Annotated in this window: 12 protein-coding genes; 2 read left to right on the plus strand and 10 right to left on the minus strand. The window is 62.1% G+C overall.

What is annotated here, in order from left to right:
* Window positions 1-111: 111 nt before the first annotated feature.
* The 7 genes from VGE08_RS21060 to VGE08_RS21090 form a co-directional block, all read right to left on the minus strand.
* Entirely contained in the window at window positions 112-2412 is a 2301-nt protein-coding gene (locus tag VGE08_RS21060; RefSeq protein WP_331069889.1) for a TonB-dependent receptor, read from the minus strand.
* A gap of 843 nt (window positions 2413-3255) precedes the next feature.
* Complete coding sequence (locus tag VGE08_RS21065) at window positions 3256-4353, minus strand: DUF917 domain-containing protein (protein ID WP_331069890.1); 1098 nt, start codon at window positions 4351-4353, stop codon at window positions 3256-3258.
* Window positions 4350-5126: an aspartate/glutamate racemase family protein gene (locus tag VGE08_RS21070; RefSeq protein WP_331069891.1), complete on the minus strand. Its 777-nt coding sequence runs from the start codon at window positions 5124-5126 to the stop codon at window positions 4350-4352. Before VGE08_RS21070 ends, VGE08_RS21065 begins: the two co-directional genes overlap by 4 nt.
* Window positions 5123-6418 carry a cytosine permease gene (locus VGE08_RS21075; protein ID WP_331069892.1) on the minus strand — a complete coding sequence of 432 codons (1296 nt, stop codon included), beginning with the start codon at window positions 6416-6418 and terminating at the stop codon, window positions 5123-5125. The genes VGE08_RS21070 and VGE08_RS21075 overlap by 4 nt, the downstream gene beginning before the upstream one ends.
* Window positions 6419-6437: 19 nt before the next feature.
* A complete protein-coding gene (locus VGE08_RS21080; RefSeq protein WP_331069893.1) occupies window positions 6438-8561 on the minus strand; it encodes a TonB-dependent receptor in 2124 nt (707 codons plus the stop codon).
* 25 nt (window positions 8562-8586) lie between these two features.
* On the minus strand, window positions 8587-10143 hold the full coding sequence (locus VGE08_RS21085; protein ID WP_349258764.1) for a hydantoinase/oxoprolinase family protein: 1557 nt from the start codon (window positions 10141-10143) through the stop codon (window positions 8587-8589).
* A 173-nt stretch (window positions 10144-10316) separates the two neighbouring features.
* Entirely contained in the window at window positions 10317-12956 is a 2640-nt protein-coding gene (locus VGE08_RS21090) for a LuxR C-terminal-related transcriptional regulator (protein WP_331069895.1), read from the minus strand.
* A gap of 176 nt (window positions 12957-13132) precedes the next feature.
* Between VGE08_RS21090 and VGE08_RS21095 the strand changes: the two genes are divergently transcribed.
* Window positions 13133-13837: an AroM family protein gene (locus tag VGE08_RS21095; protein ID WP_331069896.1), complete on the plus strand. Its 705-nt coding sequence runs from the start codon at window positions 13133-13135 to the stop codon at window positions 13835-13837.
* Between the two features lie 47 nt (window positions 13838-13884).
* Here the strand turns inward: VGE08_RS21095 and VGE08_RS21100 are convergent, their stop codons facing one another.
* A complete protein-coding gene (locus VGE08_RS21100; RefSeq protein WP_331069897.1) occupies window positions 13885-14331 on the minus strand; it encodes a hypothetical protein in 447 nt (148 codons plus the stop codon).
* Between the two features lie 22 nt (window positions 14332-14353).
* On the opposite strand from VGE08_RS21100, the gene VGE08_RS21105 reads away from it, so the two are divergent.
* The gene (locus VGE08_RS21105) at window positions 14354-14692 is read left to right on the plus strand and encodes a hypothetical protein (protein ID WP_331069898.1); all 339 of its coding nucleotides are present in this window, start codon (window positions 14354-14356) and stop codon (window positions 14690-14692) included.
* A gap of 78 nt (window positions 14693-14770) precedes the next feature.
* On the opposite strand, the gene VGE08_RS21110 is transcribed toward VGE08_RS21105, so the two are convergent.
* Both VGE08_RS21110 and VGE08_RS21115 read right to left on the minus strand, forming a co-directional pair.
* Window positions 14771-15823, minus strand: a complete 1053-nt coding sequence (locus VGE08_RS21110) for an acyl-CoA dehydrogenase family protein (RefSeq protein ID WP_331069899.1) — start codon at window positions 15821-15823, stop codon at window positions 14771-14773.
* A gap of 606 nt (window positions 15824-16429) precedes the next feature.
* On the minus strand, window positions 16430-17098 hold the full coding sequence (locus VGE08_RS21115; protein ID WP_331069900.1) for a DUF2290 domain-containing protein: 669 nt from the start codon (window positions 17096-17098) through the stop codon (window positions 16430-16432).
* Window position 17099: the final 1 nt, after the last annotated feature.

The raw sequence follows: 17099 nt of genomic DNA on the forward strand, positions 1-17099 counted from the left end.
CGACCCCACGCCGACCGACTTCGGTGAGAGCGGGCGGGTAGCAGCCGCCTCTGCGGCCGGCGCGTTGCCAATACAACGCGCAGCTGCTACCCCGTTGCCGACACTGCCTCGTTATCGGGAGAAGCGATAACGAGCCTGCAACCCGATGGTCCGCGGGGCGTCCACGAACGCTTCATAGTTGTTGCCCAGCAAATTGGACAATGGGATATCGTCCCCAAAGTGAAACGTCGTTTCGTCGGTGAGATTGTTGCCGACCACCGAGAATTCCCACCTGCCGTCGGTGCTGTAAACGGAAACCCGGGCGTTGAGTTTCCAGAAGGCCTCCTGCATCAGGAACGGATCCAGGTCGGCGGCCGCGTAGAACTCATCACTGTAGTTGGCATCTGCCCGCAGAGTGTAGCGCCAGCTGTCCATCAGGACATCATCCCAATTTGCCGACAAGGCAGCACTGAGTTCCGGAGCGTACTGCAGACGTTCACCCGAGAGGTCGCAGGCAGGCCCGGGCCGGCCGGCATAGCAGGCGCCACCGCGATACTCTTGATACTTCGCATCCAGCCACGTCAGGGACGCATTCAATTGCAGGCGCGAGGACACGACCCATTGGCTCTCGAGCTCGGCTCCTTGGCTCTTCGATCTCGCCGCGTTGCCCACGACCAGCGAGGCCACGCCGTCGAATGCGCTCACCTGCAAATCGTCGTACTCGGCGCGGAACAGACTCAGATTCATCGTTGCGCGGTCATCGAGAACGCGTGCCTTCAAACCGATCTCGATGGCGTCGGCGCTTTCGTCGTCGAAGACGATATCGTTCAGATTGCCGGTGGCATTGCCTTCGTCGAAGCCGCCCGATTTGAATCCGGTGCTGTATGAGCCGTAGTACATCACGTCGCCGAGGTGGTACTCGACGGTGATCGCTCCAGACAGGTTGTCGGTGCTTCGTTCCAGGCCGTAATAGGCGTGAGGCGTGCCGAGCCCGAGAGCCGAGTAGCGGGTGCCGCGCGCAGGGTCCAGCGTGAGCGAGCCGACCTCGGCCCAGTACATGTCCTTCCATGCTGATTTGCTGTCATCCGTGTACCGAAGCCCCGCCACGACCGACAGGTTTTGCGTCGCGTGCCAACGCAGTTCGGCGAAAGCGGACCAGTCGTCCGTGTCCTGCTCGAAGTTCTGCACGCGCTGGCCGGTGCCGAGCAGGGCCAGCGGCGGTACGGCTGGAAAGTTGAAGGGCATGATCCGTTGGCTGCTCAGATCTTCGCGCGCCACGTAGATGCCTACTGTGTATTCGAACTGGTCCCCGCTGGGAGAGTCCAAACGCAGCTCCTGTGACCACGCACTGTACTCCTGGTCCCACCATTGGTGGACGAGGTTCATAGGCGTGAAGTCCACATCGAAGCCGTAATCGACCTCATAGCCGATGTAGCTGCTGATGCTGGTGAGCGTGTGTTCACCCACGCTCCAATCGGCGGTCAACGTGAAGTTGTACGCGTCGTTGTTGTCCCACTCCGAGTTGTACGGCGCGATCGTTCCCGGCCCGGACTTGTCGTAGTCGAGATTGTATTCGGCCCTCGGATCGATGGCGCCCACGAGCGCACGCAGAGTCGGGGCCGCTGCCGCGATCTGGCCATACCCGCCGGTCAAGCTGCTCTCGTTGATCTCGGCCTTCAACGTAATCGACAGGTCATCGCTTGGCTCCCACGCCAGCACTGCGCGAACGGCCCAGTCGTCGCGCCCCATCTCGTCGTCACCGGTGAGACTATTGCTGAGGTACCCGTCACTGCGAGAGGACCGGCCGACGATGCGCGCGCCGAACGTGTCGGACAGCGGGCCGGAGATCACGCCGGTCGCCTGGTAGGTATCGAACTCGGGTTCCCAATAGGCATCGATGCTCGCTTCGAACTCCTTGGTGGGGCGCCGCGTCGTGATGTTGAAGGCCCCACCGATGGTGTTCTTTCCGAACAGGATGGGCTGGGGACCCTTGAGGACTTCGATACGGCTCACGTCCAGGAAGGGCTGCCGGGCCGAGCGTCCCCGGCCGAAATATACGCCGTCGACAAAGGTTCCGACCGACATCTCGAAACCCTGATTTTGGCCGGAGCCGATGCCGCGGACGAAGATCTGATCACCAGCCGGGCCCGGCGCCACCGTCACGGCGGGCAGCAGTTGCGTTGCCGCTTCGAGCCGCGTAAGTCCGGCTGCTTCCAGCCGTTCTCCGGATACGACCGCCACCGAAATGGGAACGTCCTGCAAGCTCTCTTCTCGCTTGCGGGCGGTCACGAAGATTTCCTCAACTGCCGTCAGCTCGGTCTGTTGGGTGTTGGTATCGGAAGCCGCCCAAGCGGAGCTACCCCCAGTCAAGGCGGATAGCAGCGTCGCTGCAGGCAAGCACCCCAAGGCATTGACGCGCTGCATTTTCTTCATCGAATTCCCCCAGTTACGCCTCTCGATGGCACAGCAACCCGATCAGGCTGCTTGTGTTTTATTACCCACTCGATGAAGTTTCGTACACGTGATTATCCATGTCAACAGTTAAACCCCGCAAAATATTCCCCGATGGACGAATATAATTCGTCACGGAATGCCTCATATGCGCCCCTGGCGAGCGACTCGACCGACGGCGCAGCGGCGTCGCTTCGGGGCGGTGCCGTTGCCAAGCAGGCGCCACCGCCGTGGTCCTTACCATCCTCGCCTGCCCGATCTGGGCCGGTTCGATTCTTCTTCATGCGCGGGCGAGCGAATACTCGAGGTGCAATCCACCGGGATTGCCTTGGCGGGAACCGACATGAAGTGCTCGAGCCCATGCCGAGAAGGCGACCACAGCACGGCGAAGCCGGCGTGAGGATCAGTAACGCCTGAACCTGGCGCTGAATGCGGGCGTCTGCGGCTGTACTGCGTCACCCCAGCGTTGAGCGCCTGACGCAGATGTGCTTCCGAGAGCGGAATGAGCCAGTCCAAAACTCTTTGCGAAGCGTCCCGATGCCGCGTTCGCAGATGGAGCTCGCTTTGTGGGTTCGGTCTAGTAGTACCCCAGCAGCAATCACACGGATCGAAATCGTCGTTGGACGAGAGCCAGCCTACACGCCTTCGCCAGCAATTTCTCCCCAAAAAACCTTGGGAATGCAAGCGACTCTGCTGGTATCAAGCACGGTGGACGCAGAATGCGTAGTCCACGGGATCGTGAACACTTTGGCGGGATTCGTGGATAAGGCGTTCACGATCGCGGAAAAGCGTTCACGATGCGTGGAAAGGCGATTTGCCAGGCCACTACTCAGCGATCTCCTCGATCGGCGAGAACGGCTCGGGCAGACGAAAAGCCATCGGCCCGAAGCAGTTGAGCGCGGCCGCCGTACGCATCTGCGTGGGAGCTCTCAGGCCCAGCACGCTGACGCGCTGGCCGTATCTGAGCGCGTGAGTGGGGATGGGTTCAGCGGTTTCACGATCGACGATACAGATGAGATCGGGAACGATGGCGCGCATCTGACCGTCCACGCGCACCACCAGATTCTCGTTCTGGAACAGGACTTCAGCGCGCGAGTCGCTCTCCTCCAGCGATTCGAGGCGACATACGCCGCTCGAGAAGCCAGCGGAAATATTGCGTTCCAGATCGACGACTTTGCCCTCGAAAAGCACGCGCGCATAACGGTAAGGTTCGGCACCACACAGATAGTCGACCACTGCCTGGACCGGTGTGCCGGCGCGCCGGCCGCGCGCGATCGCTTGTCCAGCACCCAGCGCGACGCTCAGCGTTCCGCCGATGGCTGCTTGTTTCACCTGGAGCCCCGTGCCGGGGAAACATGCGATGAACACGCGCAGCCCCATTTCGATCGCAAGCGCGCGAGTAAGCCGCTCGGCGGTACGGTCGTCCCCTGCATCGATGATGGCGTGGTTGAGGTGCTCGTCTACCACGACCAGCGGCGTCGCACGCATGCCGTTGACGCTCAGACAATTCATCTGCAGCTCCGGGAAGGCACGCCCCATCCCGTCGGCGTCGATCACGGGCAGACCCAGCCGTGCACCGAGCATGAGTGGCAGCATCGAGTTCGAGCCGCCGATCTCGACAGGCAAGATCGCATCGATGCGGTGGCCCAGCAGACTCTCGAGGCGGCGAAACGCGAACTCTGCCTCGTCGCTGCGGATGAGTTTCTCGACCTGTACCGTCGGCGCGCCAAATCCGGCGATCGACGCTATGCGCATGTCGTCGTGCACATCCGCGAGCGGCAGAATGCGCGGGGCACCGTACCTGCGCACCGCCTCCTGCGTATAAAGCCGGCCGATATAAGGATCGCCGCCTCCACCTGTTCCAAGAAACGCCGCGCCTCGGGCGAGGTCTTCCAGCGCATCCACCGTAATCTCAAAACTCATGTTCTCTGCGCTCCCTGGCTCAACAATTGCGCGAGCGATGCAAAGCCGCGGATGGGTTTGCCGAAGCTCGCGCTTGGAAACGCTTGCGGACTGTGGGTCAGCCCGAGTGACCCGAGCGAAACGGCAGTCGCAAGCGCCGTGCGCAATGGGTCCAGCACGGGAACTGCGTAGCCCGCTTCGCGAAGAGCGCTCGAAAGGCGTTGGCTCAGCCCCAGAAAACCGGTACATCCGAGCACGATCGTGTCGGCGTGATCCTGTTCGATCGCCACCTTGGCTCGTTCAAAGAGCGCACGTGTCAGCGCGACCTCATCAACCCCTATCTCCAGGACCGGCACATCGACTGCGTGCACCGATGCGAGTTTGTCCCGCAGTCCGTAGACAAGGGCACGCCTCTCCAGCAGGTTGCGTACGCGCTCCAAAACCGTCAGCACGCTGAACTTGTGTCCCAGCATGGCCGCAACATGCAAGGTAGTCTCGCAACTGCCGAGCACGCACGTGGATACGCTTTCCCGAGCTGCCTCGAGTCCTGGGTCGCCCATGCAGTCGATGACGATTTGATCTACGCCCTCGCGCGCCGCTTCGATGCATCGCTGCACGACCCCGGGCGCACACAGCGCTTCATCGAAACTTCCTTCAACGGACACCGGTCCGGCATCGAGGCCCACATGGCTCAGGCGCAATCCCGGAAACGCGCCTGTGAGATCCTCCAGGCCCGCGAGCTTGGACGGCCGCGCAGTCGTGTGCGGAGTGACGATACGAACATGCAGATTCATTGCTGCTGCTCCATGACGGAAGCGATGCGTGCTTGCCGGACACTCAATAGCGAGTACATTCCAAACGCGGTGACGATCGCGTCGACGGACGGAACGCCGGTGAGGCGGATCAATCCCAGTGCGGCGGCCGTACCCAGAGCGACGCCAGCGCACCAAGAAGCGATGGCCCGCCAAGATATTGGTGGCGAATCGAGCAACGCGCGCTCGTCGTATCGCTGCCGCCGTACGACGTAGAAGTCCGCGAGGTAGACGCCCGCAATCGGTGGGATGCCAACCCCGAGGAAGACCAGAAAAGGCAGCAGCCACTCGGCAACGCCGAAGAGCGCAAGCACGATACCGGCCGCCCCGGCCGCGGCAGCCAGCAACGCAAATCCGGCGCCGCCAAACAAGCTCGACAAGCCGAGACCGGCCGAATAGAGATTGGACGTGTTGGTGGTCCATGCGGCGAACACCAGAAACAGGAACGCAGGCAGGCCGAGGCCCATGCCGATCATGATCTCGACGAGGTCGGCCTCCGCCGTCATGATGCTCGGGATCGCGGAGAGCATCAGCACCAGCGGAAACGCGATAGCGTAGCTGACGATGCCCGCCGCTCTGGCATGCCCGGGCGTTCGCGCGAAGCGGGTCATGTCGGGGAGAATGGCTGCGCTCACCGCGACGCCGCCGATCACCGCCGAAACCCCGACCCCCAGCGAAGCCGGTGCGGCGGGCGTGGTAAGCAACGCCGTCGTGTCGTGATCGCGCAGAGCGATCGCGACGATCCACAACAGACCGAGCAGTTTGACCGGCGCGGCGACATCGGCGAGCCGCTTCAATCCGTTGAAGCCATAGATGCTGGTCAGGATCATCAACACACCGCCGGCGACGATGCACGCGCTCGCCGGCACCTGCACGCTCAACACACGTTCCATGAGCGAGGCAAGGCTCCTGCCGAAGATCTCCGCCGTCACGGCGAAGAAACCGATCAACGTAACGCCGAGCAACGCGCTGATGGCCCGTGCGCCCTGAGAACCGAAGGCGTATCGAACGATCAGCGCGGTCGATTGACGGCTCACGGCCCCCACCGTCGCGGTCATCGTAGTCAGCACTCCCAGCACCACCGCTCCGATCGCCACCGCCACAGCTGCGCGGGAAAATCCCAGCGAAAAGCCAATCTGCGCGCCGGTGATGAAGGCCGGCAGGGCGAGCACCACGCCGATCTTGACGATCGCGATCTGCACGCCACTGAAAGTGGCGGCAGAGTCCGGAACCTGCGACTGCGCGTATTGCGCGCTCCCATCGGGCAAGCTCATCGAGCCTCCTTCTGCTTCGTTAGAATCGCAAGGTGGCTTCCACGCCATAGCTGCGCGGCTGATTTGGACCGCGCGTGCGCGAGCCAGTCGGCGACAGATAGGTGGCCACTCGCGTATCGGTGAGATTTCTTCCCCACAGGCCGAGCTCCCAACGTCCGGACGTGAGCGCAATCTTGCCATTCATGAAATTGGCAGTCGCGGTGTATAGCGTGTTCTGCGCGTCGAAGTAGTAGCCACCCAGTCTGCGGAAGTCACCGTGCACCAGCAGATCGAGATCCGCACCGATGGGCTGTCGCCAGGTAGCCGAGGCATTGAACGTCAGCGGTGACACCAGCGGCGACTTGTTCCCTCGCAATTGCAGGATGTCGTCGCCGAACAGCGCATTCGGCGCGACGTCGCGAATCACCGAATCCACCACCCCGAGTCCCGCCGAGAGCGTCAGCTGATTCGTCGGCCTCGCCGAAAGTTCGACCTCCAAGCCGTCGATGTCGCTGGCCGGAATGTTCACCACTCCGCGCACCGCCGCCGTCGGCGTCAAGATCACGAACGCAATCTGCTGGTTGGAGTAATCGATGTGGAATGCCGATGCGTTCAACGTCAGCAAGCCATCGAGCATCGTGCTCTTGAAGCCGATTTCGTAGTTGTCGGTGACCTCGTTGTCGAACTTGGTGTTCTGCGTGAATCCACCCGCGCGGAAGCCACGCGCATAGCTGGTGTAGAACAGAAAATCGTCCGTCCAGCGATAACCGATCTGCATCTTCGGCTGGAACTCCGTGAAAGTGGCCTCCTTGAACGTGGCCGCACGGTTCAGCGTGTCGCGGGAATCCTGCTCGTCGCGATCGTAGCGTGCCGCGGCGGTCAGCTCCAGACGCTCGGTCGCCTCGAAGCTGACCTGAGCGAACCCCGCCCAGCTGCGGCTGTTGACGACGTTTTTCTGCCGCAGTACCAAGGGAGCAACGATGACACCGGGACCGCCGTCCCCTCCCACCGTGATGTCCTGCCGCTCCTGACGATCCTGCAGGAATCCGCCCAGCAGCCAGTTGAAACGGCCGGCATCGTTGGAGGCGAGGCGCAGTTCCTGATTGAACACGTCGCTCGCGAAAGTGATGTCCTGGCTGGTGATGGCATCGCTCGTATAGTCGGCATCGCCGAAGATTCTCTGGCTGACCTCGGCATAGCCGGAGATCGAGGTCAGCGTGAGCGGGCCGAAATCGTACTCCAGGCGCAGTGATGCGTCGGAAAGCTCATCGTCGGTCGTGCCGAGAATGTTGCTGCTCGAGCCGGGATTGGTCACATCGTCGATGTCCAGCAGGTTGCCGGCAGCATCCAGCGGCACACGGTCGAGCATGCAGCAGCTCGCATTCCCTTCCGTATAGGAGCCGCGCAACTGCGCGTTCAACCGCTCGCCGCGGTAGCTCAGCAAGGCGCGTACCGACTGTTCCTGCGCCGGATCGATATCCTGGCCCCGAGCGTTCTCGATCAACCCATCGCTATCTCGATAGTAGCCCGACACGCGCGCGAACAGTTTGTCTTGCACGAGAGGGCCGGAGACGGCACCCGCGACGCGCAGCGCGTTACCATTTCCGTACGAGCTCTTCACGAATCCCTCGAGCGTGTTGGTGGGCTGCTTGGTGACGACATTGATGGCGCCGGCGATGGCCCCCTGCCCGTACAGCGCGCCCTGCGGCCCGCGCAGGACCTCGATGCGCTCGATGTCGAACAAATCCTGATTGATGAAGTCGTTCGAGCCGAGTTGCACGCCATCCACGATGAATGCAACCGGCGGCAAGGCGCCCTGCGCGCCCGCCAGGCCGCGCATGGTCAGGAACGACTCGTTCGGACGGAATGTCTCTCGCACCATCAGATTCGGCGTGAGATCCACGAAGTCCCGCAGCCCTTCGACGTTGGAGACTTCAAGCTGCGCCGCGCTGAGCACGAAGATGGAGTCGGGCACTTCCTGCACGCGCTCGTCACGCTTGCGACTGGTGACCACGACTTCCTCGAGCCCGAGGCTCGCGACCGAGCTGTCGGTGCTCTGGCGATTCTCCGCAGCGCCCGCGGGGTGAATAGCCGTGAGACTCGCGAGCATGGGCACCATCAACCATGGGCGGTGTGAAACCGCGTACTTCAATTTCATTCTCATTGTTCACTCCCCGAAAAGCTGTGGCTCATTGTTTCAACTTGATCGCCAGATCGCCGACCGCCTTCATCCGTATGCGCACGGCGCCACCTGGAATGTAGGCGAGCGGAATCTCCTCCACGTCCATGATCCTGACCGTGGCGCCATCGGCGCCAGCGGCAACGGCCGCCTCGGTGGCACTCGCGGTCGCAGCCGCGAGCGCTCCCTCGCGCCCCAAAGCCGAATACGAAAAAACCTGATCGATTTCGCCGCCCGCCTGCGCGATTGCGGCACCGATTGCGTTGGCCACCGAGGCATGCGGCGGCACGATCACCTCACTCGCACCCGGAATCTGCTCCCGGATGAGAATCGCGCCGCCGCCGACGAGAATGAGCGGCGCCTGCTTGCTGCTGGTCTTCATTCGATCCACCGCGGTCGCAACCATGCGGTGCATCTCCGCCACACCCTCTCGCACGAGCGATGCGGGCAAGTTCGCGACACGAGATCGGTCGCCGATGTCCGCATAGCCGGCGGCTACGGCCAGATCCGTCGCCGTCAGCACCTCTCCACCGAACACCCGAGCCTGTTGGCGGATGCGAAAGCCCACCGACTTCGGCCCCAGTCGCAGCCGTGAGCCCGTCGTATCGACGACGCTGCCGCCACCGAGGCCGAGCGCCAGAATGTCGGGCATCCGAAAGTTGGTGCGCACCCCACCGATGTCGACGTTGACGGAAGATTCCCGTGGAAACCCATGCGCGAGCACGCCGACATCGGTGGTCGTGCCGCCGATATCGGCGACCAACGCATCGCTGCGCTCGGAAAGGTACGCGGCGCCTCGCATGCTGTTGGTCGGACCCGAAGCGAAAGTGAGCACCGGATAGCGCTCCACGAACTCCGCTTTCATCAAGGTGCCGTCGTTCTGGCTGATAAAAAACGGCGCCGAGATTCCGAGCCGATCGAGCGCGCCGCGAAATGACCGCACCACGCTCGTGGAGAGATCCGCCAGACAGGCGTTCATGATCGCGGCATTTTCTCGTTCGAGAATGCCAAGGCGCCCGATTCGATGGGAAAGCGAGACGCGCACTCCCGGCAGGATGTCCTGAAGGATGCTCTCGGCGCGGCGCTCCATTTCGCCGTTGACCGGCGAGAACACGCAGCTGACGGCAACGCTGGTCAACCCACGATTGCGAATATCGAGTGCCGCCGAGCGAATCGCCTCGACATCGAGGGCGATGTTCTCGCGCCCGTCGTGCTGATACCCACCCTGGGTCATATATGTGGCACCACAGACGGCGTCTTTCATATCCTGCGGCCAAGCCACGAAGGGAGGCAGCCCACTGGTCGCGGGCAGCGCGATGCGGATGACGGCAACTTTCAACAGTTCGCGCCGCTCAACGATGGCGTTGGTGAAATGCGTGGTGCCGATCATCACGCAGTCCAGGTCCGCGGGAGCCGCGTTTGCCTGCTCGAGCACCGCGGAGATCGCCTCCACGATTCCGGAACTCACGTCGGAGGTGGTCGGCGACTTGTGCCAGGCGAGCAGCTGGCGCCCCTCGAGCAGCACCGCGTCTGTGTTCGTACCGCCAACGTCGATTCCCAATCGCATCATCGATGTTTGCCCCGAATGTGCAAAAGCACTGCGCCCCTGTCGGAGAGCAAGACTACGCTCCGCGGCGAACACGACAATGGAGACGGCGAGTGGGAAGGCGCCGCGCGCGATGTGGGTTCGGCAACACGCCTCGAGTTCTCGAGGCCACCTGTTCGGGTAGGTGGGCTCGGTCAGTGCACGATGCCGCGCCGTCGGGCCTCGTGAATCGCGTCCATGCGACGCCCGACCTGCAACTTGTTGTAGAGATTCTTCAGGTGAAACTTGATGGTGTTCTCGCTCAAGCGCAAGTCTCGAGCGATCTCCTTATCCGAGCGGCCGCGGCTGATCTCCTGCAGAATCTCGCTCTCGCGCGCAGTGAGACTGAACTGCGGCGTTGCTGGTGCAACGGCATGGCCCAGCAGGCCGAGTACGGTATCAGCATGACCTGCCACGTCGGTTTGCGCGGCGACGCTTTTGCGCCAGCTTTCGAGCACCGGAAGCACGGTATTGCGATCTTCCAGAAAGACTCGAACGTAGCCGGATCGATGACTCGCCCGCAGCACGCTGTCGAGATGAGACAACGCCTGCGCCGGCCGCTCCAGACTCCAGTAGAGACAGGCGAGACTGGTGCCGACCCTGATGGCCGACCTGACGTTCTTGCCACTCCACATGCGGCTCAGCAGTTCTTCCACGGTCGCCATCGGGATCGAGCTCACCGAGCTGTTGGCAGCGACGCGCAGCACGGCAACGAGCACAGCCTCCTGCTCGCGCCACGTTCTGATCTCATCCACCCGCAGATACTCGGCGAGTTCCAGTCCGCCGTTCACCAGGGTCTCGTGCGCTTCATCGATCTCCCCCGCGAGGGCCAGACAGGACGCGCTGGTCGCATCCAGCAGCCGTTTCACCCCGACGAGCTTGCGCTCCGCCGCTTCCTGACGGGCACTTTCGATTGCGCTGCGCGCCTCGGCAAGGCCGCCCCGATCCAACGAAAGTAGCGCGGTAGTGACGAAATGCGCCGCATATATTTCGTACCAGAATTCGATTCGCGCCAGGTGCTGTGCCGAGTGTCGACTCAGCCGCCACGCCTGTCCGATCATGTTCTGCTCATAAGCAAGCTCCCCGCACAGCGAGCTCAGCAGTGCCGCCTTGGTCTGATCGTCACCGAAGAAACGCCGGGTCAGCTCTCGCGCGCGGGCGTAGGCGGCTTTCGCTGCCATGGGCGTTCCCTGCGCGAAGGCGATCCCGCCGAGGTGCAGGTGCTCGAAGATCTGTCCATGCATCGAGCCGGCCTGTCTGTAATGCTCGATCGCCGCATGGGCGGCGGCCGACGCTTTGTCGAACATCCCGCGGTCGGAACAGCTCAGGCAGGAAAGATTGTAATAATGCCCGCGCAGGATGTGATCGTCCGAGGCAGCCTCTCGCATCGCCAGCTCGAACGATCTCAGGTAACTGTCTCCCACGGGCCGGCATTCGTTGAAGAGCAGCGTCGCTTCGACCACGGCACTATGAAACTTCAGCAAGGCATCGTCGCTTGCAACGGTATTGACTTGTTCGAAAGTGCGGCGCGCATCGCTCAGGCGTCCGTTCTTGACCTGCACGAGTGCGCGCATCAAGCGAATGCGCGGGTAGCGAGACATCAATGGCTCGGTGAGCAGCGCATCGATCCCCATCGTTACTGCCTTGCCGTGGCGTATCCAGATGTGCACGTCGCCAGCAGCTTCGATGATGGTCGCGGCGAGCTCGAGATCGCCACACCTGAGGGCATGAGTAACGGCACGCACGATTTGATCGCTGGCGGCGTACCAACGGGCGGCTGCACGCATCACGGATGTATAGCGCGGGCGGTCCGTCGATGCGAAGCGCTCTGCCAGCACGCCATGCAATAGGGGATGCAGTCGACGCAAGCCGCTCGCCTCATCCACGCAGATGAACGCTCTCATCTGTTCGCACTCGATAATTTCGCGCCAGCTATCGGTGCTGCCCGTCAGCGCGGCGACAGCATCTTCGGTGAGCTCATCCAGAACGCTGGTTTCCTGAAATATGGAACACTGCTCGTGCGTCAGCCCCGTGAGCACTTCCTCTTCGATGTACTGAGTGACTTCGGGAAGAATGCGCCCTGGAGCCCATGGCATATGGACGCCGCGCGCGCGTGCGTTCCGAAACAGTTCAATGATGGCGGGCCAGCCTTGCGACACATTCACAACAGCTGACAGTTCCTTGCGGGAGAGCTTGCAATCGAACATGCGCGCTATTTCTTCTGAGCGCAGACGTAGCTCGCCAGCAGTCAGCGTGACCACGAGTCCCCGCGCCCGCAACGCGGCGATACGCATCACGGGCCGGACACGGCCGGCGATGGCGACCTGCAGATTGGACGGTGCACGCCGGAGCAGTGGCTCGATTGCCGCCGCCGCTGCGCCGGCATGCTCGAACTCATCGAGCAGCAACACGACGGATTGCCCTGCGGCGGCAATCGAATCCAGCATGGTGCGCAACCGCTGCGTGGAGTCACTCGCCCGCGGATCGATCCAGCAGAGTCCAGCAGCCCGCAGAGCATCTGCTATGTCATCGAGCAGGTTGCCCGCATCCGCGTCCGATTCATCCAGGGTCAACCAGGCGACACACGCGCCATCTTCAATCCGCCTGCGCCGCCAGAGTTCGAGCAGCAACGTCTTGCCGAACCCGGCAGGTGCCTCGACCAGGATCAGCTGAGCATTCGCGTGCTGCTCGATCCGCTCGAAGAGCGCGGGGCGTTCGAGCACGACGATGTTGTTGGCGGGAGGCACCAGGCGCGCCTTCGCCAGAATCGGTGGCGCCGAAACGAGGTCGTCCATTGCTGTTGTGTACTGCCAGGACCAAGCGACTGTCGCACGCGGATTTCAGAGGGTCAATCCTCGCGCCTTCGCAAGCCAGGCGTTTTGTGGGATACCTACTCGTTCGAGTAGGTATCCCCGTTCCGCCCAATTGCACTCGCCCCACCCGAGCCGCGCTCACGCCGTCTGGGGCGCTCATGCAGAATCACAGGATGCTCGGCGTTCTAGTCATCGGCCAATCCCCTCGTCCGGATCTTGTTGACGAGTTCCGCCGGGTGCTGCCGGCCAGCACGAATATCGTATTGCGCGGAGTCCTCGACGGCCTGTCCCTGGAGGAGATCTCGTGCCTTGCTCCGACCTGCGCAGAGGATACGTTGTTCACGGTGCTGCCCAGCGGTGTCGGCGTCAAAGTCAGCCACGACGCCATCTCGACTAGGGCTCGCTCGGTGGTGCAGGCCCTACAGCAGGAAGGCTGCGAGTGGGTTGCGATGTGCTGCACGGGTGAATTCCCTGAACTGCACAGCTTGCCGGTGCTGTTCGCATCGCGCTTGCATACTCAACTCGCCGTTGCGATCGGTCAGGATCGTCGGCTGGGCATCTATGTACCTTTGCCAGAGCAACGAACGGCGGCAATGCAGCGCTGGCGCGCCTCGGGTTTTCAGAACTTGACCGTTGTGCCGCTCGTCCCCAAGTCGGCCGCGGCCGATATAGACGCAGCAGCGTCACGCATGGCCGCCGCGCAGCCCGATCTCATCGTTTACGACTGCATGGCTTACGACAGTGCACTTCGCGCACGCGCGGATGCCGTCACCAAGCGACCCGCAATCCTGCCAATCTCTCTGCTGGCGAGGGTCGTGGCGGAGCTGAGTTGCTCGGCCAACGCAGTAAGTACGGTAGCTTGACTACCGGAACGAGGCGAAGAATAGCTTCCCGCACGCGACACATCTGTTCAGTGCCGTTCTGCGGCGTCATGGAACGTGGCAGCAAGCTGACGCACGTTCATATCGATCAACAGCTGCCGCGCGCTGATCTCGAGCGCGCCCACGTCGACACCACCGGCGGCCACGGCAAGAATCACATTCGACAGGAACCGCCCGGGATCCGAGTCAGCTTCGTCCAGCGACAACCAGCAACGCAGCACACCGCGCTCCGGCAACGCCTGCCACCATTGTGTCAGCAGCGTGGTCTTGCCAAAACCCGGAGGTGAAACGATGACCGAGAGCGCGACTTCGTCGTTTGCATCGAGGCGCGAGAGTAACCGGGTTCTACGGGCCGCATTTACACGCTGCAGTGGCGGGGCCAGCTTTCCCAGCAGTAACCAGCTCACCTCTGTGTCAGAATCGCGCGCGCCGCCGGCCCGGGCGGCTTGGATGTCTATCACTTTCTCATTCGCCACGCGCGGATACCTTCGCAACCCCATGCTGACACGAATTCACCCGACCCCGGATCTGAGCGGCCACTACGACCTGCATCCGTTTCAGTCCATTGCGCTTGCCGGCGCCAACGCGGCGGATGTCGGCATGGTGCGCATCGGCGCCGGCACACGCAGCCCTGCCGAAGGCATGCGCGCCAGCGCGCAACACGAGATCGCCTACATAGTCTCTGGCAAAGCCCGCGTCGACACCGCCGAGGGTAGCAGCATCGTCAGCGCCGGAGATGTTCTGATCTCCAGCCCCACCGAGTTGCACGCCACGACTGCGCTGGTGGATACCATCGTGTTCTATGTGCTCATCGATCCGGGGCAACGTCGCGAATAACATACTCGCCCGACCATATCCACGCCAGAGCTGCGTCGCTTCGGTCGGAGGCTCTTGCGTCCTCGGTGGCGAAAAAAATCACGACTCAACACGACGCCATGAGTCGAATGGACCCCGCGTCGCTAGCCGTCGGGCTAGCGCATGACGGTGAACCTCTGATGGGCCGTCGTAGATGCGGAAAGGACGGATATCTCTGTAGACGCGCTCCACCACCGTGTCTTTGGTGATTCCGATCGACCCGAGAACCTGCACACAGCGATCGACGACTCGTCCCAGCGCTTCCGAACAGAGCACCTTGGTCATGCTCGTTTCGTTGCGGGCGAAGTCATGTCGATCGAGCAGCCAGGCGGCGTGCCATATCGCCAGACGACACAGGTGCAGATCGATCTCATTGTCGGCGAGCATGAATCCGACACCCTGGTGCTCGATCAGCTTCTTGCCGAAGGAGTGGCGCCTGCCGGCGTGTTCGACGGCGATTGCGTGGCAACGCGCGGCCTGCCCGAGCCAGCGCATGCAATGGGTCAGCCGCGCCGGGCCCAGCCGCACCTGGGCATTGCGAAATCCCTGCCCCACCTGGCCGAGCACATCCTCGCGAGGCACGAACAACCGATCGAACACGACCTCGGCATGCGCGCCGGGGGTGTTGGCATCGAGCGTATGCAGCATTCGCTCGATTCGGAACGCTGGGTCGGCGGCGTCGGTCAAGAACATCGTAGCCCCGACATCGCGGCCGGTACGATCGAACGTCCGCGCCATCACGATGTTGAGCGTTGCCCCGACGGCGCCGCTGATCATATATTTTCGGCCAGAGATCTCGTAGCCGCCATCGACCTCTCGCGCGGTGGTCTGCAACAAAGCGGGATCGGATCCCGCCCCATCAGTCGCGGTCTCGGTCATCGAGAAGATGCTGCGAATCTTGCCCATGACGATGGGTCGCAGCCATCGCTCTTTCTGCGGCGGCGTTCCCACCTGATGGATGAGATTCACGTTGCCCTCGTCAGGGGCCTGAATATTCAGAGCGAGTGCGCCGAGCGGAGACCAGCTTGCCGCCTCGAATATCACCGCCATGCCGCGGTGATCGAGTCCGAGTCCGCCGTACTCCTTTGCCGCGACGCTCGCCAGCTGATTCACAGCCGTCAGCCGCTAACGTTTCGGGCTCGATCGGGCCGCAATCGGCACTTCCGCGCTGACATCGCCGAAGTGATGCATGCCACATCCACCGAAACAAAATTGCCCCACCTGGGTGAGGTGGACAAGCGTTTCTGATCCGCCGAGGTGCGCCAGCCGAACCAATCGGATCAGGGATCAAAACCGGCGAAGAGAATTAACGGAATCATTAGCTTACTGATTCCACTCGCTTTTCAACCCCCTCCAGTCCCATCGAATCCCCGTGGCTGGCACCAAAGCTGGCACCAGCGATACCGGCGAACCAGTTAGAGCACACGGTCGCATGGTCGAAAGCGGAGGCGGCAATATATACGAATCCGAGCGGCCTTATCCTACCCTGCTTCAAGAATCATTTGGCCGGGGCAGTGGGGTCGCGCGGGACTTCGCCAGTTTGAGATCGTTTACTACGCGAGCATGCGGCCCAGGTCAGAGTGACGTACAACGCAACTTTCATAACGGGGCGGAGCAGATCGCGTCCACCTGATCGGAACTCTGCCACTAGGTCGGATCCATTATAGGAAGCCAGGGGCTTGCCGTCGTGTGGAGCTGTACACCGCCCGCAGCTAGGCGCTAGGCGGGGACTTGAACGTGAATGACCCTCCTCTCAGCCGCCAGAATCGACTCCAGAAATACCTCAGTGAATGTCGGCAATTGCGCCGCGTATTTGTTGAATGCGGTGTGATAGAAATTCCGCAGCACAAAGTCGACAAACCAAAACGGCGTGAGCGCCGAAGAGAGGGGAATCCTGCAATTCTCGTATTGACCGAGCGTCAAGTGTGACTTTGGGTGCGTCAGCTCGACATGTACCCCGTCTCTAGCATCAAAGTCGAAGCGGAGCGGGAACGGCACAATACTACGCGCCACCACGTCCGCATAGATTTCATCCTCCATGTAAATCTCGGGATTGTTCTGAAATTCCTCGAGGTGAGGCGCCGGGAAGAATGCAAGGCGATGTTGCTGCAAGTCCCCCCCAGCGAAAGCGTACGTCATCTGTAGCAGAGCACCATCCGCCATCTTGACGTTATACGCGCGCTCTCGGGCGATATGCTCGTAAGTCTCGGTGTAGCTTCGATCCTTCAGCGCGGCACCGATATGTTGAGCCTGAGGGAACGTGACCTCCACATAGCCACTCGGCCCCTGACGCTGATGGGCAAAGTTCTGATCGCTCGATAACCCGATCTCGACGAGATGTGAGACGAGCCGGTCGATCTGCTGCTGAATCCCTCCTGGAGTCGGCATA

The sequence above is a fragment of the Steroidobacter sp. genome, assembly GCF_036406195.1.
Taxonomy (GTDB): domain Bacteria; phylum Pseudomonadota; class Gammaproteobacteria; order Steroidobacterales; family Steroidobacteraceae; genus Steroidobacter.